The following is a 26,632-nucleotide window of genomic DNA, read 5'->3' on the forward strand; positions in this document are numbered from 1 at the left end:
GTTTCTAAAATTTAGGTATTGAACAATAAATTTAAACAAACTTTTGTAAGCCTAGACTTTTTTGTTTCTTTTTTGGGCGATGCAAAAAAGAAAAGAATTTAGAAACAAATGAATCTATATAAAACCATACAAACCAGCATGCTGTTCCTTTCAGATTCCTGGAAGGAACAGCATGCTGGTTTCTTACAGGAAGAACATCTACAGCTTTTTGTAAAAAACTTAGAGCAATATAATCAGTTTGGAGTTCCAGAAGCTTATCCCTTACCCTATTTTAATGAAGAAATTACTCCAATGTTATCAGTAGCGTTCTCAAATTTTGAAAAGATTTCACAAAATAAACATGCAACTACAAAAGATTGGGCAAAAACCATAGAAATCACTCCATTCGAATATCTGTTGATATTAATTGGACAACGATGGACCTCAGCAACCTTAAAAAATGAAGAAGCAATTCCTCCATTAAAAGAAACATTATTGGATAGCTGTTTTGCTCCATTTAATGATCAAATCTGTATTGCAACCAGAGCTTGGGAAAAACATATCGGAAGATCTACCGATAGTTTTTGGGGAGAAATGAGAGGCAATCCCGTTGAAAAAGAACAAAAAGTAAAAAAACGCATTCTAGAAATCATAGCAAATAAAACCTGGTGGAATATCTTCTATCATTATAAACACAAACTTGTATACGAAATTAGAGTACCTAGCGGACACGGAATCCGATGGAATGCCGAGGGAACAAAATTAATTGGGTTTTTAGAACCTTTCCTATAGGTTCATATATGTAACTTCTTTCTTTACCTTTGTACGAACCATTAACCAATCATAATACTTACATGATCCACACCATAGAAAACAATGAATTAATAGTTCGTATTGATACTACAGGAGCAGAACTCACAAGCGTCAAAACCAAAAAAGATAACAGAGAATTTCTATGGCAAGGAGATCCCGCTATATGGGCAAGTCAGGCTCCAGTGCTTTTTCCTATTATTGGTGGGTTAAAAAATGGGACATACACGTATAAAGAAAAAAGCTATGCATTGCCAAAACATGGATTTATACGATATAATAAAAATGTTATAGGGACTCAGAATTCGAAAACTAAGGCTTCATTCTCTCTATCTTCGTCCGAAGAAACCTTGAGTAGCTATCCATTCAAATTCAATTTCACGATTAGTTTTGAACTTATCAACAATCAGATCGTTGTTTCTCATATCATAGAGAATAATGGTTCAGAAACCATGTTTTTTTCGGTTGGAGGACATCCAGCTTTTAATTGTCCTTTAGATGATTCAGAAAGGTATGATGATTATTATATTTCCCTAGAGAAAACAAAAAATCCTAAAAGTTATGTTCTAAATGATCAAGGACTTATTTCTAAGAATACAGTTTCTATAATTGATAATCATAAAATTTGGCTTACTGATACCCTTTTTGATAAAGACGCTTTAATCTTCAAAAATATCAACGCGAAAAAAGCAACCCTCACTCATAAAACAAATGGTTCTGTATTATCAATTGATTTTAATGACTTTCCTGATCTTGGTATTTGGGCAAAACACAAAGCGCCATATGTCTGTATAGAACCTTGGCTGGGATATGCGGACATAGAGGAAACAACTCAAAATATTGAAGAGAAAGAAGGAATTCAAAAACTGAATAAAGAAGAAGTTCATGAAAGTAGTTATACCATAACTATAGGATAAAATATGATGCTTTATAAATAAAACCTAAGGTTTTTGTAAGCTTCACATTTTTATATAGACTTAGTATAACATTCTCGATATTACGACTGATTTTTGACTCATACTAGAAAACATATTGCTGTTTTAATTTTTGCTCTTTCACAAGAAGAAGAAATTAGAAGGAAACCTTTCCTTCGTAATACTTTATTGCAACAAAATCTTACATCACGTATACATAACATTGTTAAGAAGACAGGACTTGATTATTATATATATAGTGAACAAGAACAAATTGGAACTAGTTTTGGTGAACGTTTTACAAACGCTATTAAAGATATTTATGATAAGGGTTATGATGCTATAATTACTATAGGTAATGATACTCCCAATCTAAATACAACACACCTTTCTAAAGCAATAGATACACTACAACAAGGACAATCTGTTATTGGTCCTTCTTTTGACGGTGGTTTCTATCTCATGGGGCTGCAGAAAGAAATGTTTGACCATCAAAAATTTAGAGGGTTTTCTTGGAATACTTCTGAAGTAAGACAGGAAATTTACACCTATCTAGAGTCATATAAAAAATCAATCTTTCAATTAAGTTTTTTATACGATTTAGATCATTTTTCTGATATCATCAGTATCTATAAAACACTTCCATTTCTATTAAAAAAATTGCGAAGTGTACTACAAAGAATACTTCAAAAAGAAAAAAAGACAGTTGCTACACTACATATACTTCAATTTTATGTTTTCAAGGAAACATATTATAATAAAGGATCTCCTAGTCATACTTATTAGTTCATAAAGGATATTTATCAAATATCACATTACCTATTTAATTTAAAAAACAAGAACAGTTTTCCTGCGAAAAAGTAGTGAATCGGTGCGTTTGATTCTTTTTTTCAGCATTCTGACACACATCTTTTCATAAGGTTAATTATAGTATCAAATTTAATTTATGAAACTTCTTCTTAAAGTCATTTTTGTATGTATCATACCCTATATGTCTATTTCCCAAGAAACTACCGGAACGCTTCAGGGAACCCTTACAGATACACAGAATAACCCAATACCCTTTGCGACCATTCAATGTATTGATGTTTCTACCAATTATAAATACGGAACTATTTCCGAAGAAAATGGTTTTTATATTATCACAAATCTATCTCCCTCTAATACCTATAAATTACATATTTCATATGTTGGTTTTCAGACCGTAATAGAAGAGAATGTCACCATCCAATTGGGAAATACAACCATAAAAAACTTTGTGATGTCCGAGGATAGTGTGTCTCTAGAAGCAGTAGTAATCACCGGTTCTTCTAAAAATCAAAAAAACGGCAATGAAACTTTATTAGGAAAACGAGAACTCAGAACTACTCCAACGATTAGTAGAAGTATTCAGGATCTTACTAAAAACCTAACAGAAAACAACCTTAATTCTTTTGGCGGCGCTAGCAATCGGTTTAATAATCTTAATATCGATGGTATTGCTAATAATGATGTCATAGGTTTTCAGGAACCCGCAAGTGGTGCCGCTGGATCTTCTGCCAACGGAACACCAGGAAGTCTCTCCAGAACCCAACCAATTGGGCTGGGCGCCGTAAAAGAACTCTCCGTAAAACTAGCTCCATTCGATGTAAGTATCGGTAATTTTAGTGGTGCAAGTATTAATTTAGTAACTAAAAATGGCACCAACACCTCAAAAGCAGAAGTATATGGTTATGGAAACAATCAGCTCTTATTAGGAAACTATGCTGATGGAATCAAACAAGAAAGTGCTAATTTTTATGATATTCAGTTTGGTGGTGGAATCGGTGGCCCAATTATAAAAGACAAGTTATTTTATTATGTAAATGTAGAGCAGGCTCTGTCTGATAATCCGGTATTGAACGCTCCCGGTAGCGCAACCTCTAATATTTCCTCAGAAGATGTACAGTTAATTTCGGATCGTTTACGCTCAGCATATAATTATGATCCAGGTTCCTTTACAGACGCTTCAATTAAAACTGCTAGTACCAAAATATTTGCTCGACTAGATTATAACCTATCAGATCAACATAAAATTACATTACGAAATAACTATGTAAACAGTTTTGCCGATAATTTAGAATGGAGCTCTTCTATATTTAATTTTGGAAATCAAGGATACCGTCATAACAGTATTGCTAATAGTTTAGCACTAGAGTTAAAATCTAATCTTACTAATGGAATTACGAATCAACTTACATTAGGATATAATACCGTAAAAGAAGATAGAGATTTTGATGGTCGAGTATTTCCACATATCCAAATAGCTTCTAATTCTAGTAATCGCATATTTGCAGGAACCTATCGAGAAGCTTCGGTATACAGCACTGACTTTTCTACCTTACAATTAGCAGATAAAATATCATATACTTCGCAAAAACATACAATTACCGCAGGTGGACTAGCGCAATTTCACGATGTAGATTACGGATTCTTATCTGCTTGGAACGGACGTTGGGAATATCGATCTGTTCAGGACTTTCTAGACGATAGTCCAAGTCGTGTACGCGGTGTATACAATATTAATAATAATGATTTTAATTTTGTGACTAGCCGTCCATCTGCTACCGTTTCTGTTATAGAGACTGCGTTATACATACAAGATCAATTTAGAGTTTCTAACCAATTTTCTGTTACCGCAGGTATTCGACTTGATGCACAGTTTCTGCCAAGTGATTTACCAATCAGTCAGGAAGTATTAAATACTCCAGAGTTTAGTCAATTTGATAATAAGATCTCCAATGCACCACAATTCAATCCTCGAATAGGATTCAATTACTCCTTGGATACGGATAATAAGTACAAATTACGTGGAGGCACCGGATTATTTTCTGGTAGAATTCCTTACTTGTGGTTCGCCTATGTAGAATATATATCAGGAACTGAATATTTCAATATTGATTTGCGACCAACTGATACAACTCCACTTACTGAAAATCTAGCCGATTTGCGGAGTGTACAACCAAATCTTACCGAAATTAATCTAATTGATACTGATTTTGCATTACCTAGAGAATGGAAAACGAATATAGCTTTTGAAGCAAAGCTTCCTCATAAATGGACAGTAACCGTAGAAGGAACATACACTGAAATATTGAACGGGTTATTTTTTCAATCGATTAATCGTAGAAATGAACTTGGAAATTTTGATGGTGCGGACAACCGTCCTTACTTTTTACAAACAGGTGAGGATATAAAAATCAATCCAAATTTTACTAATGTATTTCTATTAACCAATACAGATAAAGGGTACCGTTACAATATAACAGCAAATGTTTCTAAAAGAATAGGGAATTATAGAGGAACTGTAGGATATACGTATGGTAAAAGTAAAGATATCTCGAGTACCGTTAGAAGTTCTCCAGCCGCTAACTTCGAATGGAATCAGGCTATTTTTGGGAATGAACCTGCCATTTCCTTTTCTAATTTTGATCTAAGACATAAAATAGTATCAACACATTCTTATGATGTTAATTTCGGAAAAACGCATTCAGTAGGGGTTTCATTTTTATATAATGGTCGCTCCGGAAGTCCATACTCCTTTGTTTATCAGGGAGATCCTAATCGAGATGGTTCTTCTAGAAATGACCTAATCTATGTACCTAGAGATCAATCAGAAATACAGTTAGTAGATATTGTAGATAGTGATGGCATTGTTACTAGTACAACAAATCAACAATGGCAACAATTAAATAATTATATCGAAAACAATTCTTATTTAAGAAGTCGAAGAGGTAATTATGTAGAAAGAAATGGGGCCAAAACTCCTTGGAATCACGAATTAGATATGAAACTGCAATATGGAAAACAACTAAAAAATGGACATCATATCACAGTATCTTTAGATATGCTAAATGTATTTAATTTTATTAATCGTGATTGGGGACGCCTGGTATTCGTGCCTAATGTAGTTAATTCTAGTTTCAGTTTACTCAATTTTGTAGGAATAGAAAATGAACAACCACAATACCAATTTAATATCGATCCAGATGAACAACCGTGGAACATAGATTTACAAAATTCTAGATGGAGAGCACAAATCGGTATTAAATATGGGTTTTAAAAATCGTGTCCTAAGTGAATTCCAACATTGTAATCTTATTCAGAATCAAAATGAATTATTCCTAAAATTTGGAACTTATTTAATATTAAACTCATATTTGCACTATAAATAAGAACAAAAAACAAGTTTTAAATATCTATGAATCTATTTTGTACACATAAAAAAGGACGCTGTAAAGCTGTTTTCGAATCGAAAGCATAGATAAAAAACTAGAAAAAAATATATTCTAAAAAGCGTCCAAAAAAATTGGACGCTTTTTTTATGTATTATTTTTCAGAAACTATGAATATTCAATAAAATGTTATTTGAACGATACTCATAAGAACTACAGTTAGTTAGCTAAAAGATTAATATTCGTTACCAAACGAACAGGGGTTTCTTTGCCTACAAACAAATATAACTAACTGATAATCAATAAAATAAATTCAAAAATAATTTGCATACTTAAAAAATAGATTTCATATTTGCACCGCAATATCGACACTGAGCTTGTCGAAGTGCAGCAACAAAATATAAAAACATTAATAACCGAAGTACTATGACCTTTACAAACATATACACAGATACTTTAAGAGAACGAGGTTCTTTTATGTATACGCTTCGGGACTTCTATAACTCATAAACTGATTATAACAGTTTGATATAAAGTCCGAAGCCAAAATAAAGTTTCGGATTTTTTATTTCCAGTAACTTAAAACACATTCAATCGTAGCATTGAACTCTTTCAGCGAGTCCAATGGAGTACTATTGAAATGTCGTTACGTATAATTCTTTCCGAAAAAAACAAAATCAACAAACATTAATTTTCAAACAACAGTCAAATGAAATTTTATAACCATAACAGTTAGGGTTTCGGTGATCAAGAGATCTGCTGGAATCATTAGTAAGACAATTATGAATTAAATAGAATGTCTAATGAAACCGGCACATATTAAAAGCCAAAGACAAAAAGAAATTCGTCGTATTCAAAAAAGACAGCGTAACATTTGGGAAGAACAACGAAATCTAGGATATATAAAATTAGAAAAGCCTATTCGTCACGGTTGGTTTAAGGAATCTGTAATCACTAAAAATGTAGAAAAATATAAAAATCAAGAATACATTGAAGAATTACACAAAAAGTTAGAAAAATCATTTTGGGGAAGAACTAAACAAGAAGCCGAGAAAAATTGGCTTCATGAAACTTCAAAATATTTAATTAACAAAGAATTACCAACTATAAGCCCTAGATCTTTTAATAAGCTTAGCGATGGTGCACAAAGAATGTGTGTTCCTTTTAGATATTATACCAAGGAGAAGAAACTAAAGCTTCGGTTTTATGTCAACCTTCCCAAAGGTACATATAAGATCAAATTTACTAAAGCGTATGTCACGCATAGTAAACGAATTGATCCAAAACTAGAAAGTGAAGATGCATTGATAGAGCAACAGTTGTTGAAAAATGGATACTTCGAAGAGGTACAAAAGCAATATAACTGGAGAGATTATTGGCAAATTTCAAAAGCTAAAAAAGAAAAGCTAAAAATTAATAGCAAACTAAGGGATCTGAAAAAATATAAGATTCCAGAAATTCTAAAAGAAGAAATATCATGGGAAAGAAATTAAGCGGAAAAGACTTAATCAAATTAGGCTTTCCAAAAAACAACAGTATTAATGTGACATTGGGTCAGATTAATCGATATCAAAAAAGAGTAAAAAAAGAACAAATATTAATAGAAGCTAAAAAAGTATTATTAAATCCAGAAGCTTATCAAGGTGATGGAGTCTGGGGTAAGATTGCCGAGAGTTTGATAAAGCCAGTGGACGTAAAAAAACATGCTTTAAAAACTATCAGATCACCGTTTCAAATCTATGGAGAAAATGAAATCGATGACCAGGCAAAATACCAATTGTATGATGCACTAAAATTACCAGTAGCAGTTGCTGGGGCGTTAATGCCAGATGCACATAGTGGCTATGGGTTACCAATTGGCGGAGTACTTGCCACAAAAAAAGCAGTGATTCCTTATGGCGTAGGAGTAGATATCGGATGCAGAATGTGTTTAACTATTTATCCCATTGCTATCTCTTATTTAAAAGGAAAAAAGCATCAATTGGAAAACATATTGTCTGAACACACCAAATTCGGAATGTATGAAACCCATAAAATAAAGCATGATCACGAGGTCTTTGAACGAGAGGAGTTTAAAAATATTCCATTAGTAAAAAGACTAAAAGACAAAGCTTATAAGCAATTAGGAACCTCTGGTGGTGGTAATCATTTTGTAGAATTTGGAACTGTAGCTATTACAGATACAGCGAATGAATGGGGATTAGATATAGGAACTTATATAGGTGTATTATCGCATAGTGGATCTCGAGGATTGGGAGCCAATATTGCAAAACACTATACCTATTTAGCAACCAAACAATGTCCATTACCAAAACATGTGCAACAATTAGCTTGGTTGGATCTAAATACACACGATGGTCAGGAATATTGGTTGGCAATGAATCTTGCCGGAGATTATGCGCAAGCATGCCACGATGATATTCACGCCAGAATCGGAAAATTATTAGGATCAAGACCTGTTGCCAAAATTGAGAATCATCACAATTTTGCTTGGAAACAAGAAGTCAACGGCGAGGAATGTATTGTTCATAGAAAAGGAGCTACTCCAGCCGCCAAGGGCGAGTTAGGAATTATTCCGGGATCTATGACGGCACCAGGATTTATAGTAAGAGGATTAGGAAACCCAGAAAGTTTGCAATCCGCATCACACGGAGCTGGAAGATTACATTCCAGAAGAAAGTGTAAAGAGAAATTCACCAAAAGTGACATCAAAAAACAATTAAAAGCAAATGATGTCACACTGATAGGTGGAGGAATCGATGAAGCACCTATGGCCTATAAGGATATTACTAAAGTAATGGCCAATCAACAAGAATTAGTTGAGGTAGTCGGAACATTCACACCAAAAATCGTGCGAATGGATAAGTAAGATGATTTGGGCGTTACCCTTTGGGTCGGGCTTTCGGCTGTATCTTTTTTACGTCAGTTCGAGTGCCTTGCTTAAAGCAAGGTGTATCGAGAAAGAGTAAAAAATGATGCCGCCTTAAATACAGAGTATTCACGATTTCTTAAAACAATAAGAATCAATGAGTAATCCTTAACGTAAACAAAAAATCAGACCTGTTAGTCTGTCTAGGCAGACTGACAAGTCTATAACAGAAAAACAAATGAAAACTAAAATAATTCAAATAACGGCCGGAAGAGGACCCGCAGAATGTTGCTGGGTAGTAGCGCAGGTATTAAAACTATTTCTTGAAGAAATTAAAAATAGCGGATATACATACAGCATACTGCAGAGAGACAAAGGTTCTGAAAATGGAACCGTACAATCTGCAACCATACAGCTACAAGGAAAAGAAATAAAACCTTTTTTAGCATTGTGGTTAGGAACTATTCAATGGATTGGAACTTCTAAATTTCGAAAACACCATAAAAGAAAAAACTGGTTCATCGGAATGTATGAAGTCAAACAGACTGTACTAACAGTGCTAAATGAAAAAGATATTTCTTTTCAGACAATGCGAAGTTCAGGTCCTGGCGGCCAAAATGTAAACAAAGTAAATTCTGCCGTACGTGCTACTTATAATCCAACGGGGGATCAAGTAGTAGTCATGGATAGCAGATCACAGCATCAAAATAAAAAAATCGCTATAGAACGATTAAAAGAAAAAATACATCAAAATCAACTTACCAAAATACAAAGGTCACTAGATGACCAATGGGAAAATCACTTGAATATACAGCGGGGTAACCCAATTAGAATATTTAAGGGTACTGATTTTAAGAAAAAACATAAGAAACAATCGTATGCGTCAAATCGACAACAATTAAAAAAAGATTTACGTAACGAATTAAAAAACTAACATCATGGGAAATTTACTAGACAAATACCTATTTCAGGCATTGGATGCATATCCATATAATTTAGAAGAAGCCGTAGAGTCATTGAATTATGCATTGTCATACGATGATAAAAATTCAATAGCCCTTTGTTTAATGGGACAGATTTATGCTGAAAAATTATGCAATTATGAAACCGCAAAAGAATATTACCAGGAAGCTTTGGCAGAAGATATGTATGCCTTAGAAGTGTATCCAAATTATATCAGTGTACTACTTTGGAATGAAGATTATGAAGAAGCAAAGAAACTAATTGACTTTGCCCTCACCATAAAAGGCACAGACAAAGCGGTTTTATATTTTTTAAAAGGTATTCTATTCGAACAACAAAAGAAATACAAAAAGGCACTTAAAGTTCTAAAAACAGCTAAAGAATTCGCTTATAACAATTATTACATAAGCAATATCGAAGGCGAAGAAAAAAGAATAAAAGATAAAATGCCCAAAAAGAAGAAGAGTAAAAAGAAAAAAGGTAAGAATGCCAAGAAATCTTCTAAAAAAGCGAAGAAGAAAAAGAAATAATCTAACCAGACCTGCCAGGTTTTTAAAACCTGACAGGTCTAAAAAACAATAATCATGGGAGCTCCACATAATAAAAAAAGATATGGAGAACTATGGCCAAGCTATAGAATCCAATATGCATTACAAATACTAATCCCTCTTAAAGATTTAGTTATTCTATCTGGAGGTTGGGCTTGGCATTTTCTATCACCAATAGGTCATATAGAATATAAACATGCACACGATCATAAAGACATTGATCTTTTTGTTAATCCTAAACACGTAGCTCAGGTTATGTGTATACTACTAGAAAATGATTTTCTAAAAGTATGGACGCGCTATGACAACCTACCAAGTGATGAGAACTTTAGACGCTATGAAAAAACTGTGATCACAGAAGATGAAAAACATGTAAGAATCACTATAGATTTTTTCGTAAAATCTGATATTCCACATCGCACCGCAAAAGGATGGAGCATCGTAGAACCTTCTTACTTATTAGGTTTATATTCTAATATACTTTCTAGTGACAAATGCTGGGCGGTACAAGCTACAATCAAACTATTGGATCAAAACACAGATCCTTTAGATAGAGAGGAATTAGTGACTATTCCAAAAACATAAAAATAAACCAAGCCTATCAGTCTATATTTAAGGACTGATAGGTTTAAAAGAGATTAAAATGAAAATAACAAATACAATACTAGTTATTGACCTAGAAGCTACTTGCTGGAACGGCCCCATACCAAAAGGACAAGTAAATGAAATCATAGAAATAGGAATCTGTTTGCTAAATATTGAAACCAGAGAGATTTCTAAAAACCGCGGAATTTTAATTAAACCTAAACGATCCGAAGTAAGTTCTTTCTGTACAGAATTAACAACTATTACTACAGAATTGCTAGATCAAGAAGGAATCTCATTTACAGAAGCTTGTGAAATGCTAAGAACAGAATATCAAGGACATCAACATACTTGGGCAAGTTATGGTCAATACGATCTAAATATGATGAAAAAACAATGCAATTTCCAAGAAATAGAATACCCTCTGTCAAAAAACCACATTAATGTAAAAGAGCTATTTACAGAAACTAAAGGACTAAGAAAAAAAGCAGGAATGAAAGGAGCATTAGAAATGCTAAATATTTCATTAGAAGGAACACATCACAGAGGTATCGATGACGCAAAAAATATTACTAAAATTTTGAATTGGTGTATTACCCAAATTAGACAGAAATCACATAGAGGGAAAATTCAAACAAATATAAATTGTTAAATTTTAATAATATTATGTTAATGGCTTTACAGTAAAGTAGTTACAATCTTACAATAATTTGTAAGAAATTACGTGTATTTCATCGATTATTTAATTCAAAAAGATGTTTTTAATCTATTTTTTAGGTAACTTATCTAACTACTAACAAAAAAACCCCTAAAAAACTTCAAGATGAAATCTCTTAAAACCCTATTCTTTTTTCTAATTTCATTGTCATTTTTCAACATCAATTCACAAGAAATTGTAGATCATAATGCGTGGGATCAGATTCTGGTTCTTAATGTAACCGATGAAGGCCTAGTTGACTATGATGGTGTCACAAATGATGTACTGGTATTTTACAAATACTTTAGATATTTACAAAATATTGCTCCAGAAGATAATTGGAGTAAAGAAGAAAAATTAGCCTACTGGCTTAATGTATATAACGCTACTGTCATGAAAATGATAATAGATGAATATCCTATAGCATCCATCAATCAAATAGAAAACCCATGGAAACGTAAAGCATTCAAATCAAAAAATGTACGATATAGTTTAGATGACATCGAACATAGTATCTTAAGAAAATTTGGAGATCCTCGAATTCATTTTTTACTTAATTGTGGATCTATGTCTTCCCCAAGATTATGGAATAGAGCGTATACTAGCAGTAATATCGGATATGCTCTAGAAGAAAGAACTAAAGAATTTATCAACGATCCTCAAAGAAATCAGATCAATTCTAAAACGGTTAGAATATCTCAATTATTCCAATGGTACGAAAATGACTTTGCTAGTAACCATATGGATGTAATCGACTTTATCAATGAATATTCAACAATTACTATAGACAAACAAATAACCAAAAAGTATGTTACCTATGATTGGAGTTTAAACAAGAATGACAAAAAAACTCCAATAACAAGTAATAATTAAATACTCGATTTTATTAATTTTTCTTCTTTTTATCTAAAAAAAGATCACAACTTTTATATTATACTTTGATTAGCAAGTGTAACAAATTATTACCCAATTTATACATCTATAGAACGAAAAAAAATTAGATAAGATCTCTGTATACCAAAACCTGTAATCACTTTTAAAATCTAAATACACCTAAATATGTCTAACATTACCAACCTTAAAATAACAACGGTAATATACTGTTTAACATTTTTCTCATCGGTATCTGCTCAAACTATTATAAATGGATTTTTTCCTAAAAAAAAGGATTTTACTTTAGCCTCATCCTACTCTTACAAAAGTTATGATAATTTTTTCAGAGGCACTACTACTACAGATGCTAATCCTGCCGGAATGGGTGAAATTTCGTCATCTGTAGTTAGTGTCTACGGAGAATACGGTATGCTTGATTGGCTCTCAACATCGATTACTTTACCTTATATATCCATGAAAAATGAAACTGGAGCTTTAGATCCCGTATCACAAACTAATGAGGTAAGTGGTGTACAAGATTTAAGTGTTTTTCTAAAAGCAAAAGTTTTAGAGAAAAACTTGAGAAACTCAGCAAAAATATCTATCGGTGGTGCAGCAGGAGTTTCGGTACCAGTCGGAGGTTACGAAGAAGCTGGAATTCTATCTTTAGGTAATGGAGCAACTGCTATTGATGGCTGCGGTTTTATACAGGTCAATGCTTCCTCTAACTTATTTATTGAATTACAAGCCGCTTATAGCTTGCGTAATAATTCGGATTTTGAAATACCCAATGCTACATTATTTAGTGCAAAACTTGGTTATTATAACAAATGGTTTTATGCACACGCAAAAGTTGGTAGTCAGAACTCTTTAAATGGATTGGATATTGGCACGCCTGAGTTTGGAGCTGCTGGTGGAGCTGCAGCATTACCAGAAACAGAAGTAGATTTTACCAATTTCTATTTTGACTTATATGTCCCTATATATAAGCAAAGTATTGGTATTTCTTCTGGATATACTGCTAACATGAGCGGGAGAAACTATGATAGAGCCTCAGGTTTTTCCGTCGGTTTAGTCTATAAAGCACAATAAATAACCTTCGTATCAATAAACTAATCAATAACACTAACCAAAAACGTTTTTCATGAAAAAGATATCTTTCTTTATTTTTATTTTCATCTTCTTTTCTTGTGAAAATGATGATTATATTCTATTAGATGAAAATCAGACAACTACTTCTAAAAATGCTACTTTTTTAGCAACAGGCTTAGACAAACAAATCCTAGATGAGTTAGAAGCTATTTCTGGTGGTATGGGAGCTCCATTTTTTATACTCCCCAATAGTAATCAATATACGAGTATTCCCCAAGACCCATTGAATCCTATCACTCCAGAAAAAGTAGCTTTAGGAAAACTACTTTTTCATGAAACCGCTACTGGAGGAAACCCAACAACTCCGACTAACTTATTTACCTACTCTTGTGCTTCATGCCATCATGCGCAGGCTGGATTTAGTGCTGGTATCAGACAGGGAATTGGAGAAGCCGGAGTTGGTTTTGGTACTGGTGGCGAAAGCAGAATTTTTAACACAAATATAGCCGTTGCCGATGCAGACATCCAACCAATACGCTCCCCAACCATATTAAATGTTGCTTATCAGGACGTCATGTTATGGAATGGTCAATTTGGAGGTACAGGAACCAATGCAGGAACAGAGGCTAACTGGACAAATATTCCAGAAAATTTTATTGGATTCCAAGGAGTTGAAGTTCAAGCAATAAAAGGACAAGGAGTACATCGATTATTGGTAAATGATACATTTGTAACTTCTTTTGGTTATCAACAAATGTTTGATGATGCTTTTCCTAACAGTCCTATAGCGGAACGATATTCTACAGAAAACGCAGCATTAGCAATGGCGGCATATGAAAGAACTGTGTTACCCAATCAATCCCCTTGGCAACGATGGTTAAAAGGGGAGTATAATATGCTTAACAATTCAGAAAAAAGAGGGGCAAAAGCATTTTTTGGTAAAGGAAAATGTTATGAATGTCACACCGGCCCAGCACTAAATGACAAAAGCTTTTATGCATTTGGAATGGGTGATTTTGATAACTCTAGTACTGCTTTTGTTTTGGACCCTAGTAGTTTTGATAATGTAAAAAAAGGAAGAGGAGGATTCACAAAAGATCCTGCAGATAATTATAAATTTAAAACACCAACGCTTTATAATCTTACGGATAATAGTATTTATGGTCATGGAGGAACGTTTACTTCTATCGAAGAGGTTATCGAATATAAAATAAACGGAGTCGCACAAAATACAGAAGTCCCTGCTAGTAATTTAGCACCTCAATTTGGAAATATAAAATTAAATAAAAATGAAATTGAAGAACTTGCTTTATTTATTGAAAATAGTTTAAACGACCCGAACCTATCTCGATATGTTCCACAAGCCGTTAATTCGGGTAACTGTTTCCCCAATAGCGATCCTGTATCAAAGATGGATCTTGGATGTGATTAAATTTTTTAGTGTAATCATACCAAAGAACTAAATACCACAATACAATGCCATTTTTAAGTCATGCTACGGCTCATTGAAAACTATTTCCCAAATAAAATAGTCTAACACAAATTCATCAATGAGCTCTGCATGACACTTATTTCACAATCATTTTGACAATACCCGAATTACTGATCACCAACAATTTTTTCCAGAAAAAACGTCCCTTTTTTATCTAAATTAAATTCGGCTGATTGATGATCAGCTTATAAACAAATATCAATTCTTCACTATTGTATTATATCTACATCCGGTATTATGAATTATACGTTAAGTAATTCGATCGTATAAATAAAACGCGCTATTTTAAAAATACCCTACCCTTACATTTCCATTTTTATAAGTTTTTTTGTTTTTAAGTTTTATCTCTATTCATATCTATAACACTCATAATTATTATATTTACTAAAAACAATCATTAAAGGAATGAAAGACAGATTATTTGAGGAAGTAATTGACAATTACGATGCACTAAAATACAGCTTGCTAAAAGCACAAACATTTGATGAATCGCATTTTGGTTTTCCTGAAATCTATTATAAGATTATGGAAACCGATAAGCAACGTGTAGACGCTTTTCATAAAGCATTTCAACTTAATAATAATTTTAAAGATGCTACAGTTTGCGAAATTGGTGTCGGAACACTTCCCCTTACTAAACTATACATGCCTTTTGTGAAAAAAGCATATTTGATCGAGAATAATCCTGATCTGATTCCTTTTATTAATAAAGAAATTGCTAAGTATCCTTGGGCAGATAAAGTAGAGGTTATCTATGCAGATGCATTAACAGTAGATTTACCAGAAAAAGTAGATTTTGTAGTTGGTGAATTAATGAGTATTTATTGTGCCAATGAATTTCAGGTTCAGATTTTTCAGCATATGAGGAATTTCCTGAAACCTGGTGGAAAACTATTTCCTAACCGGATCGTAAATTTTGCAAGGCTTTGTGAAGCGGAAATTGATGCAAATGTTCATCATTATCCAGTTAATTTTACTAGACATCAGCCGATGTTTTTAACACAACAATTTTTAGCAAACGAAATTGAATTATTAAAAGAAAAAAAACAAGGTGTAAAACTCAGCTTTTCAGTTCCGGTATTGTTCTCCGGAACGGTGAATGCGCTATATCTAGAATCTTATGTAGAAATCACAGAGGGATCGAACTTTACAGGAACGGATAGTCTGATGCCACCAACTGTTCTAAAAACGACCAATACTCAAGCAGTAAAAGCAGGAGATCTGGTACATATCGATTTTAGTTTTGACTACGGCTCTTCTCTTGATGATATTAGCTGTGTGCTCTCTTAATTTTTATCAAAGCTTCATTTAATAATTTAGTCAATGATATTTGATAAAATTCTTTCGTTTCTTTTGGGTGTTAAGAAATCTGGCTTTGAAATAACAGAACGAGAATTAGAAAAAATTTCTAATAAAAGTCATAAAGAAGAAGATAGAATCAATGTAGATACGACTCCTTTATTTAAAGATAGTTTTTTAGCTTTATCAGATCACATTTTTAAAGAAGCTACCGAAAAATTTAAAATTAACAGATATAATTACTGGGCTCCAAAATTCACCAGTCTAAATTCTTATAAATTTCTGTCAGAACAACAAGTAGCTTTTAAGAGAGATTTTTTATATTGGGTTACTAAAGAGGTCATTAAACTTGAAACTACACAAGACACATCGCCTAACAAGTTACAAACACAGTACTTTCAAGAAATATTAAATCTGTTATTGCGGCCCAACTTGCATTTTAAGGAAAAGGATTTTATCTATTTTATGGATTTATGGGTAACGTATCCAACTTATATATCTATTGGCTCTATAACATCAAGGCTTCGGCAAAAATCAAAGAGCGATGGTATTAGCGAAGAATTTTATTACTATTTAAAAAACTTTTTGAAAAGCCCAAGATTTAACAACGATTGGTACACCTATTACAAAACTTCTCGAAATACAATCCAAAGAATACTTCATCTTTATACTCCTGACAAAAATGAAAATCAACCTTCCTTTTTATTGGTTTCAGATCCTTTTGCAGATTATATTAACAAATTTCTTAAGGGAGCAAACAAAAAAGAGCAAGATGCCTATTGTGAATTATTAAAAATCTTTGAGGCTAATAAAAATTTCCATAACCCCTTCAAACTATTAGATGTTACTCGAAAACATATAGATGATATCGAAGAGAATACCTATAAAAAACAAGTATTAGATTTCATCAAAAAAGCTTCAGAATTTAAACCTAAAATGAGTAATCTACGGGTTGAAAAAGTGACTTATAATACTGGTTTTGAAATAAAATGTAATTGTCAGTATATTAAAAAAGAAAATATCGCAGTTCTAAAAAGTATGATTTTATCTATTGCAACTTTTAATAATAAGAAAAGTGCAATTCCGTATCTGCTAAGAATCACAAAACGTTCTTTTTCTAATGCTAATGCATTAAGATTAGGAGAAACTTCTCAGTCTTTGGGTAAGCTATGTATCTATACGTTGGCTTATCAATATAGTGATAAAGGAAAAGAAGAACTCAAAAAACTGTATCAAGAAACAGGCTATAAAGGTATAAAAAAAGAAATATTAATGCATTCTAAGATGCAAGAGGAAAGTTTTGGAAAACCATTACTCTAAAATATCCATATCAAACCCAATAATATCTCGTATTCCAGAGTTTGAAATATCTTCTGGCTCAATAGGGGTTACATAATGCCAAAGATCATTACCAAAAGTAAACTCCTCTCCGGTATCTGCTTGAAAAATAAATTCTCCAGGTTCTAATACTTTTTTGAAGATAAGCTCATTACTATCTGAAGTAGTTTTTTCATAAATCTGACTTTCGGCACCAATTATATTTTGTCGATTTACAACCAATGCAGACATGATATACTGAGCGCCATCCTCATGCATTCCTTCTGGGGAATTTTCCCCTTTAATCTTTTCCTTCGAAATTGTTCTCATAAAATGACTCGTAATCTGAATCTTTCGAACTTCAGGATGTATTTTTTTAACAAGACCAGCTATTTTCTTTAGCAGTTCAACAAATAATTCATTCTCTACAGCTTCTCTAGTCGCTTGTTTAAAAATGCGTTTCCATACTCTAAAATCATCCACATCTTGCTCAAAGCCTTGCTGGGCTATTCTTTCTACAAAATATTGATCATCCCAAATTTCAATTAAAAAAGAGGAAATATTACGTTGTCTGGTAATTATCGATAATTGATTAAATTCTTGTTTTTGATTCTCATCTAGTTGCTGTATCCAATACGCCAAAGCTTCTATCGTTCTTGTGCCTTCAAAATAAGGTTTATGTAGTTTTTCAATGGAGGTTGAATCTAAAGGAAAGATTTCTTTTAAAAAAGTAATTTGTTTTCCTTTTACTAGATAAACATCATCTTGTAGTTCCTCGAAAAAAGGCTTAAAAAAATGTAAAAAAGAACTTACATCAATTCCTAAATCCTCAACACTGCTAACCCGAATTGGTGATTTAATAGTTCTTCCTATTTGTCTAGATATTTCTTTTTCGGTAATCATTTTTTAATCCTAACTTTCTTAGCTATATGATCTAAACATTCTTTTTTATTATGCAACCAGTACGCATAAGGTACTGTAATAATAGGTATCTGCGTCCTAAATAGTGTTTTATATTGTTCTATAGAAAACGTTTTTTCTAATGCACCAGGATATCCTACTAAATCGATACAAATAGTTCTTTGATTGTAAGTTAATAAAATATCCATTACATATCCTGCTAGCAGGTAATTAACGATAATATCTTCTTCTTCAATCCCCAATTGAATCAATTCTTCGTGTACCTCGGTTGCAAAATTATCAACATGTTCTTCAATACTATTATGTTGATGATATATTCTAGTTTCTGACTGATAATCGATCAACAAATGTTTATTCTTGAAGTTTTTCGGATCAAAAGAATAATATAAAAATTGTTTGTGTTTCGCTCGTGTAATGCTGACATTGAATACATCTTCTCTGTCTAGATATTGAAAAACTGAAGTGCTAATGTTATTATCAATGGTAAACGTAATATACATATGATCTCGTTCTTCTCCCTGAAATTCAAAAGGAGTCCCTGCAGCGATTCTATGTTTTTTTATAGCAGAAAGATCGTATTCCTCTATCTTATTCTTCAAATAATTTACCTGATCTCTAAAAGGAGAAAGAATCCCAATTGTAGTCGCTACACCAGAAGCTATGTGAAGCTCTTCTTCAATTACTTTTTGTACATCTTCTAATATTTTATCAGCTTCTTTAAGGTTTGTACCATCTTTTAGTTTCTCTCCATCACAGAATATCCAGTGCACAGCCGATGATTTGTTATGGATCTGTAAGTCTGACATTATTTTTAGCTTATCAAAATAAAATTTCTGATTGCTATATCGTATAATACTCGGTACGCTTCTATAATGTTCATCCAGAAAGTGAACATTACTTTGCGAAGGTAATCGTTCCATTGCATAATCTAAGAAACTGGTCTCTCTATAATTCATCACATCCTCGCCTTTTAGCAAGCCATAGCTATTTGCCGTATTTTCCATTACCTGTCTGGACAAAAAGGAAACATGCCTAAGCTGTTTTGGATCTCCAACTACCACCACTTTTTTGGCTCTTGCCAATACCGGAATCATCGTTGTAATATCGCACTGAGAAGCTTCATCAATAATTACTACATCAAAAATATTATTCTCTAAAGGGAACACATCACTTACATCGGTAGACTTTGTGATCCAAATAGGTAAGCATTGCAACACAGATATGAAATTTATTTCCTGAAATAGACGATCTCTTTCTACAATGTCTTTGGTCTTTGTTAGTTTTAATAATTGTGAAAACGTTCCATCTTTTTGTAATAAATTAGAAATCTTATCCTGATATTTTAGAGAAATGATCTCTTTAATTAATTTGTTTTTCTGATGAATATAATGATCTAGTAATTCTATCAACTGCCAAAAAGGGTACTCTTTTAGTACCTGTCTGGATACATACTTCCGTTTTAATCTTTTAAAAAAAGAAGGCTTATGATCCAAGAATAGCTCTGCATTTTTGATTTCACGATGCTCTCTTTCCTGAATCTCTTCACTTATTTCCTTTATTTTTTCCTTCGCATAATCAATTTCACTTTGCTTCGTAGGAACGTAATAATCGCCACCGGTTTTATTGAAAACATTAATTGATTCTAATTTCTTTCTTAAAGTTGTGCGATGATTTCTTCCAGAACCAGCTCTAATCGAAAGGCCTTTTACGCCTAGATCATTTATTATTTTATCTTGTAACACATCTACTGCTTGATCTGATTTAGAACATATCAGTACACTTTTATTGTGATATACTTGATCTAAAGCTAAAGAAGCAATTGTATATGATTTACCTGTTCCTGGAGGGCCTATTACCACGGTGATATCATTCGATTTTACTGCCTGAATAATATCTAACTGTGATTCACTAAGGTTGGAAGGAACATAGATAGTCTCTTTTGATTTTTTATTAGAATTGATTTTTATTTTTCTCCTTGAAAAAAATCCCTGAAGCGTATTATTAAATAAGTGTCTTTCTTTTATTTCATCGATTTCGTGTAATACGTTACGACTTGATTTTGATTTCTCGACAATTCCTAAGGCTATTCCAGGGAGTAATTTTTGAGAGGTAGATTTTAGATGACTTCTTAATTTTTCTCCAGAAATAAGTTCTGGTAACTCTTCTAAAGCACTTATGTCTATTTTTATATTTTCTTTGAGCTTTCTGGCAATTGCATGGATATCTTGTTTACCAGGTTCCTGATCATTAATTAATGATTTTATCTCCAGAACAAATGAATCATCAAGATTGTAATTCGATTTTAGCAAATTTAGCAATGCATCATTCGCTCTGTTCTCTTCAAAATTATAATTTATATGATACAAGGTCTCACTATTAATCTCTAGTGTAGCAGGTGTAACTATTAGAGGAGCGCAGATCGTTCTCTTTTTTCCTAGAAAAGTAAGTTTTCCTGTAACAAAAAAACTACAAGCAATAAATGTTTTTTCTTTTCTATGTATCTCCAGATACTTGTACAACTCTTCGCCAAAATCAGTTTTCATAAAAGTTGTATCCTCTTCCCTATACAAGCTAGAAAAATCATTTAAGAAAAAACGTTTATGAACTTTGGTTCCTAAAAAATTGAGTACATCGTTATCTCTGAATTCTTGTTTATAACAATCCTGATAGTAGGATAAAACTTTTTCTATATGCATAGAGTACTAATTTAGGATTCTTCCTCGTCTTTCTGAAATCTCAAATAATCATCTACAGTTTGATTAATTGGTGGAATATCATCCTCTACAATCGTCTTTAACAATTCTTCTGTAAGTGGAGTAATAGATACAATACGATTTGCTTGGTATTCTATTATTTTTTCAAAAAGGTTTCTGGCAACTCTCGCATTACCAAAACTCTTATGTCGCTTTTCATAAAGTTTTTCAAATATGAATTCTAGCTTTTCTTTTGCTTCTTCTGCTAATACAAAATCATTCTTAAGGCAAAACAACTCGAAAATTCCGATTAGCTCTTTTGGTTTATAATGATCAAAAGTAAAATATCTATTAAATCGCGATTGCAATCCTGGATTAGATTCTATAAACTCTTCCATTTCATCAGGATATCCAGCCACTATTACTACCAATTGATCTCGATGATCTTCCATTTTCTTCAACAATACCTCTACCGCTTCATTACCAAAATCTTTTTTGTTGTCCTTAGCTAATGAATATGCCTCGTCAATAAAAAGTACTCCATCCAGTGAAGTTTTTATAACTTCTTCTACCTTTAGCGCAGTTTGACCAACATAGCCTGCAACCATTCCGGTTCTATCAGTTTCTACCAGGTGCCCTTTTTCTAGATACCCTAAGTGTTTATATATTTTAGAAACTAAACGTGCCACTGTTGTTTTTCCCGTTCCCGGAGGTCCCATAAAAACAGAATGTAGTGAGTTATTTACATTCTTAAGACCTTTTTCCTCTCTTAACTTTTGTACTTTAAGAAAATTAGAGAGTTCTTGTACAGCTGTTTTGATATTATCTAAACCTATCAGTTCATTAAGCTCATCTGTTACGTCATCCAACGTTTCATTCTCATCGATCTCTGTTTGTTTGACTCCTTCTAATTTCTCTTTAGGATTTGACAGCTTATCATTGATCTTCTTCAACAATGTTTTCTCTTCTTCGGATATGGTACCATCTGCTTTGGTAATTAAAGAAGCAATGCGATACAGAAAGGATCCTGAATTCGCAAAATGTTGACTGTCTAATCTTTTTAATAAAGAAGGAAGCAGAAATTCATTTTTATATTCTTCTCCTAAATTAAATAAGCTCGCAGTTTTAATCACTTCTATATTTTCATCAAATTTCTCTGATTGCACAAACTTATTAATTCGTTCTATAGATAAAGAAGCGATAATATCATTCCCTTGAAGTTTTTCAAATAAAAATGCTAATAAAAATTTTATTTTAGTATCAGCTATCTCATTCTTTTTATCACTAAGTGGATAAATCATATTGAATACCTTAATGATATCCTGTAAAATGACATGCTCTGCTTTAAACTCTAATGCATCATCTGTTTTATGAACAATAGCATTGATGGTATTAGAAAATCGTTTGTTATTATTAAGGTCTTCCGCCAGATTCTGAATCTTTTCACCTTCATTTTTTAATATCTGTAGAAACTCATAATCTATATCAAACTCCTGAGTTGTATCTTCTTTTTGATTTACAAAATCTTTGAATTTATTCGTGAAATCAGATAAGCTCTTTTTCTCATCTTTTTTAGTCAATAAGAATTCATCTATCAAATCATTTAATAAAGAGACATGCTCTTTTGGAAAAGCACTAAACTTTACATCCTGAAAAACATCTGTAGCTAGTGGAATTTTACTTTCTGCAATATGAATATATTGTGTGGTAATAATAAAATCTAATTCATCAATAGATTCCTTTAAAGAATACAACACCAACAAATCTTCATCCTTAATTCTCAACGTTGGCAACGCGGATGAAATAGACAATATCTTTAATGGATTTACAGATTTTCCTTTAAAAAAAGAAGCTTTATCTTCTTGAGTTAATTTTGAAAAAAACTGATCTGTGGTTTTATGGTATTTTCTGTTGGTCATACGATAGTAAATTCTCTATAAGTTTTGATGGTACACTGAGCTTGTCGAAGTGTTACGATTGCAATAGTATTTGACAAGCTCAGATAGTCATTCAATATATCTAAAAAAACTCTCTTTTAGCTCCCAGCATCAATCTGCATCATTGCATCTTCTACCTGATGTACTAATTCATCAAAATGTGCTAATCGTTTTGTTTCTCTTGTTCTATTAAAAGGTAAATCGACATCTATATGCTTCACAAAATGAGAAGGCGCATGTTTCATAATATAAATATCATCCGCTAGATAAACTGCTTCTTGTATATCGTGAGTTACAAATAAAATCGTAGGGCTAAATTTTTCCCAAATACCAATTAGTAAATCCTGCATTTGTAATCTGGTTTTAATATCTAATGCGCCAAAAGGTTCATCCATCAATAAAATTTCTGGATTAGACATTAAACTTCTGGCAATAGCTACACGCTGCAATTGCCCTCCAGAAAGTGTTGGGTATTGCGCATATTTTTTCTGATGGCCATCGAGTCCAACCAACTGAATCATCTCCATCGCTTTTTCATCCCGCTCTTTCTTAGAAATTCCTTTAAAACGCAATCCTAAACCAACATTATCTAACACCGTCATCCAAGGCAATGACGAATACTGCTGAAATACCATACTCACCCTATTCTCCTTGCTAACAGGTTTTCCTTTTACCAAAACAGTACCTCCGGTTGGTTCTTGTAATCCTGCTATATATCGTAACAAAGTAGATTTACCACATCCTGACATTCCTAATATGACAGAAAATTGCCCTTGCATGGGTTTATCCTCTACCAATAAATCTAAATTTTCTATGATTTTGGTTTTCCCTCCATCATATGATTGAGAGATTCCTCTAAGTTCTATAACATTAGGAGCCTGAGGACTATCTGTAAACTGTAATGCCATATTAATGTTTGTTTCCTTTATTAATGTGTTTATATGGAAATAATATTCTATCGATCATTACAAAAAGTCGATCTTGTAATATCCCTATAACCACTATGATAATTAGTATAGCAAAAGCTTTATCGATTCTACTTTGTCGTTTTGCGGTCCAGATTAACTCTCCTATTCCGCCTCCTTTATTCAGCATTTCTACAATAGTGATATATGTCCAGGAAATGGCTGTCAATACTCTTATATCATCAATAATTTTAGAAAAAACGTATGGCATATATACGGTTTTTATTGTTTGCCAGGACGTTGCTCCTAAAGTAAAAACAGTATTGAGATATACATTTTGGACCTCATCGATCCGCTGGATGACGACAGGTATCAAATACACAATAATACCAAATGCCAAAAAGGATACTTTCATATCACTACCTAACCCTAACCACATAATAAAAATACCTGTTACAGCAGTTAGCGGAATAAAACGATATGAATTAATAATCTGACTAAACAATCCTCTAAACAATGGTATTAATCCTAATAAAAAGCCAATCGGAATTGATACCAAAATGGCAACCAGATAGCCTAAAAAATTTAATTTAATAGAATAAAAGGTGTTCCCTATCACATCATCATTTTGATTAAGATCTGGAAATGCTTTAATTACTTTAATTGGTGATGGCAACAAAGGATATACCTTATTTTTCTTTAGACCAAATGATGTTAACTCTTCAACATTCATTTCTTCTAATACATCGTAACTAGCGACCAATAGAGAATCATTTTCATAATACTTGCGATCACTTTGAGTAATTTTAGAAATATCTATTGATTCATCCTGAGTAATTACAGATGTTGATAGAAACTCAGCCATCAAAAACCATAAGCCAATTAAAATCAAGGCACCTACAACAGTAAGTATCGCTTTGTCTTTTGATTCTAAGTTACCTCTAAGTTCAAATAGTTTTTTGATCTTTACCATTAGTCTACTACAAGTTCAAAATCTGTTCTTCTATTCTTAGACTTACAGTCAGCATTTTGATTTCTTTCGCATCCTGGAAGTGGTTTATCAGGACCATTACCCAAAATGATAAATCTATTTGCTGGCATACTATGTTGTTTAATTAAATAATCTGCTACAGATTGTGCTCTCTTTTTTGATAATGTAATATTAGAATTTCTACCTCCTACATTATCTGTATTCCCTTCTATTCTGATACGAGCATTAGCAAAAGCTTTTGCAATTGGTGTAAATTGAAGATCTATTAATTGCTTAGAATTATCATCTATCTGAAATTCTCCTGTTCTAAAACTGATACTAACTTTCTTAGAAGATAATGATTCTTTCTTCTCTAAAGTTTTATCAACGGCTGTAAATTGTTTTTGCTGCTCTGCATTGTGTGTATTACCAGAAAGTGATGTTTTTGTCACCAGATCTTTAGTAGATAATAACCTCCAGCTTTTTGCGCCAGCAGTACTATAACCAAGGTCGTTATATTTAACTTTCATTTTATTATAAAGATCCTCTCCTGTAACACCAGTATAATTAGAATTCAATCCAAAGAAATCTTTATTATCTCCATGTGTTGCTAATCTTACATTGTTTATCGCATCATAGCAAAAATCTTCTGGTTGTGATAATCCTTCAGCAAGGATCTTAGCTGCTTTTCTTTTATTACTATCCGAACCATTTAATTCTGAAGCTCCGATCATCCAACCTTCATATAAATCTTGTAATTGCTCTTTATGAGTTTCTATAAATTCTTTTTTAGAAACGAAAACATCTGCAATAATATGTGTTGCGTTTTTAGTACTTTCTAATACTTTAGAACCTGCTACCTTAGCTACACAATCTGCATCATCTGGACTCCAAACTACAGCTGCATCTACGGTATTACTTTTAAAAGAATCCGCAGCATCAATAGCACTAGGTACTTCTACCAATTGTACATCCTTAGTAGTCATATCACTAGCTTCTAATAACCAAATCAAGAAAGAATGTGAAGGTGTCATAGGCGCAACAGCGATTTTCTTTCCTCTAAGGTCACTTACTTTATTGATTCCTCTAGCCGCTACTATAGCATCTCCTCCACGACTCCAGTCTGCTTGAAACACTACTTGTGGTTGATATTGAGATAACCCTTCTACCTCTGTTGGGAATGCATCAATAGTTGCCCACATTAAATCGATGGAACCATTCTTAAAGGCATCTCTCGAAGCATCGAAATCATCAATTACTTCAAAATTTACTTTAAACCCATAGTCTTTATAAAACCTAGATGCTGTATTAGCTTTAAACCCTTCGTTAAAATACTGTCCGCCGGCATACCCTCCCCAGGTCACAACTCCAACATTGATTACATCTTTATATCCTTCTTTTGTTTCTCCTTTATCAGAAGAAGAAGTTACTTGTTCTATCTTATCTTTTACGTCTGGATTATTCCTTACAAATTTATTTAGTAAAAAATATAATCCACCTATAATAAGTACTACAATTAAAATTTTTGAAAACGGTGTTAATCTTCCTTTTGCCATAATTTTTGATTAGTGTTAT

Annotated in this window: 21 protein-coding genes; 15 read left to right on the forward strand and 6 right to left on the reverse strand. The window is 32.6% G+C overall.

Going from position 1 to position 26,632, the window contains the following annotated elements; all coding sequences use genetic code 11:
• Positions 1-108: 108 nt before the first annotated feature.
• The 15 genes from Q0921_RS19945 (at position 109) to Q0921_RS20015 (ending at position 17,634) form a co-directional block, all read left to right on the forward strand.
• Positions 109-771: a hypothetical protein gene (locus tag Q0921_RS19945; protein WP_299260042.1), complete on the forward strand. Its 663-nt coding sequence runs from the start codon at positions 109-111 to the stop codon at positions 769-771.
• 62 nt (positions 772-833) lie between these two features.
• Positions 834-1,706, forward strand: a complete 873-nt coding sequence (locus tag Q0921_RS19950) for an aldose 1-epimerase family protein (protein ID WP_299260044.1) — start codon at positions 834-836, stop codon at positions 1,704-1,706.
• Positions 1,707-1,799: 93 nt separating this feature from the next.
• The gene (locus tag Q0921_RS19955; RefSeq protein ID WP_299260046.1) at positions 1,800-2,489 is read left to right on the forward strand and encodes a DUF2064 domain-containing protein; all 690 of its coding nucleotides are present in this window, start codon (positions 1,800-1,802) and stop codon (positions 2,487-2,489) included.
• Positions 2,490-2,649: 160 nt separating this feature from the next.
• Complete coding sequence (locus Q0921_RS19960; RefSeq protein ID WP_299260048.1) at positions 2,650-5,784, forward strand: TonB-dependent receptor; 3,135 nt, start codon at positions 2,650-2,652, stop codon at positions 5,782-5,784.
• Between the two features lie 915 nt (positions 5,785-6,699).
• Positions 6,700-7,389 (forward strand): hypothetical protein, encoded by a 690-nt coding sequence (locus Q0921_RS19965; RefSeq protein ID WP_299260050.1) that lies wholly within the window; start codon positions 6,700-6,702, stop codon positions 7,387-7,389.
• Positions 7,374-8,765 (forward strand): RtcB family protein, encoded by a 1,392-nt coding sequence (locus Q0921_RS19970; protein ID WP_299260052.1) that lies wholly within the window; start codon positions 7,374-7,376, stop codon positions 8,763-8,765. The genes Q0921_RS19965 and Q0921_RS19970 overlap by 16 nt, the downstream gene beginning before the upstream one ends.
• A gap of 238 nt (positions 8,766-9,003) precedes the next feature.
• Positions 9,004-9,699 carry a peptide chain release factor H gene (gene prfH / locus Q0921_RS19975; RefSeq protein ID WP_299260054.1) on the forward strand — a complete coding sequence of 232 codons (696 nt, stop codon included), beginning with the start codon at positions 9,004-9,006 and terminating at the stop codon, positions 9,697-9,699.
• A gap of 4 nt (positions 9,700-9,703) precedes the next feature.
• On the forward strand, positions 9,704-10,258 hold the full coding sequence (locus Q0921_RS19980; protein ID WP_299260056.1) for a hypothetical protein: 555 nt from the start codon (positions 9,704-9,706) through the stop codon (positions 10,256-10,258).
• 54 nt (positions 10,259-10,312) lie between these two features.
• Positions 10,313-10,861 (forward strand): hypothetical protein, encoded by a 549-nt coding sequence (locus tag Q0921_RS19985; RefSeq protein WP_299260058.1) that lies wholly within the window; start codon positions 10,313-10,315, stop codon positions 10,859-10,861.
• Between the two features lie 58 nt (positions 10,862-10,919).
• Positions 10,920-11,513, forward strand: a complete 594-nt coding sequence (locus Q0921_RS19990) for a 3'-5' exonuclease (RefSeq protein WP_299260060.1) — start codon at positions 10,920-10,922, stop codon at positions 11,511-11,513.
• Positions 11,514-11,684: 171 nt separating this feature from the next.
• Positions 11,685-12,431, forward strand: a complete 747-nt coding sequence (locus Q0921_RS19995) for a DUF547 domain-containing protein (protein WP_299260063.1) — start codon at positions 11,685-11,687, stop codon at positions 12,429-12,431.
• Between the two features lie 186 nt (positions 12,432-12,617).
• The gene (locus Q0921_RS20000) at positions 12,618-13,523 is read left to right on the forward strand and encodes a hypothetical protein (RefSeq protein WP_299260064.1); all 906 of its coding nucleotides are present in this window, start codon (positions 12,618-12,620) and stop codon (positions 13,521-13,523) included.
• A 52-nt stretch (positions 13,524-13,575) separates the two neighbouring features.
• The gene (locus tag Q0921_RS20005) at positions 13,576-14,955 is read left to right on the forward strand and encodes a cytochrome c peroxidase (RefSeq protein ID WP_299260065.1); all 1,380 of its coding nucleotides are present in this window, start codon (positions 13,576-13,578) and stop codon (positions 14,953-14,955) included.
• 465 nt (positions 14,956-15,420) lie between these two features.
• On the forward strand, positions 15,421-16,305 hold the full coding sequence (locus Q0921_RS20010; protein WP_299260067.1) for an rRNA adenine N-6-methyltransferase family protein: 885 nt from the start codon (positions 15,421-15,423) through the stop codon (positions 16,303-16,305).
• 33 nt (positions 16,306-16,338) lie between these two features.
• Complete coding sequence (locus Q0921_RS20015; protein ID WP_299260069.1) at positions 16,339-17,634, forward strand: hypothetical protein; 1,296 nt, start codon at positions 16,339-16,341, stop codon at positions 17,632-17,634.
• On the opposite strand, the gene Q0921_RS20020 is transcribed toward Q0921_RS20015, so the two are convergent.
• The 6 genes from Q0921_RS20020 to Q0921_RS20045 all read right to left on the reverse strand — a co-directional run bounded on the left by Q0921_RS20020 (position 17,626) and on the right by Q0921_RS20045 (position 26,613).
• Entirely contained in the window at positions 17,626-18,534 is a 909-nt protein-coding gene (locus Q0921_RS20020; RefSeq protein ID WP_299260071.1) for a 2OG-Fe dioxygenase family protein, read from the reverse strand. The genes Q0921_RS20015 and Q0921_RS20020 overlap by 9 nt on opposite strands.
• Entirely contained in the window at positions 18,531-21,248 is a 2,718-nt protein-coding gene (locus Q0921_RS20025) for an AAA domain-containing protein (protein WP_299260073.1), read from the reverse strand. The genes Q0921_RS20020 and Q0921_RS20025 overlap by 4 nt, the downstream gene beginning before the upstream one ends.
• Positions 21,249-21,259: 11 nt before the next feature.
• On the reverse strand, positions 21,260-23,164 hold the full coding sequence (locus tag Q0921_RS20030; RefSeq protein WP_299260075.1) for an AAA family ATPase: 1,905 nt from the start codon (positions 23,162-23,164) through the stop codon (positions 21,260-21,262).
• A 116-nt stretch (positions 23,165-23,280) separates the two neighbouring features.
• Complete coding sequence (locus Q0921_RS20035; RefSeq protein ID WP_299260078.1) at positions 23,281-24,090, reverse strand: ABC transporter ATP-binding protein; 810 nt, start codon at positions 24,088-24,090, stop codon at positions 23,281-23,283.
• Between the two features lies 1 nt (position 24,091).
• Positions 24,092-25,060: an ABC transporter permease gene (locus Q0921_RS20040; protein ID WP_299260080.1), complete on the reverse strand. Its 969-nt coding sequence runs from the start codon at positions 25,058-25,060 to the stop codon at positions 24,092-24,094.
• The gene (locus Q0921_RS20045) at positions 25,060-26,613 is read right to left on the reverse strand and encodes a phosphate ABC transporter substrate-binding/OmpA family protein (RefSeq protein ID WP_299260082.1); all 1,554 of its coding nucleotides are present in this window, start codon (positions 26,611-26,613) and stop codon (positions 25,060-25,062) included. Before Q0921_RS20045 ends, Q0921_RS20040 begins: the two co-directional genes overlap by 1 nt.
• Between the last annotated feature and the right edge of the window lie 19 nt (positions 26,614-26,632).

Source organism: uncultured Aquimarina sp. (assembly GCF_947496855.1).
GTDB lineage: Bacteria > Bacteroidota > Bacteroidia > Flavobacteriales > Flavobacteriaceae > Aquimarina.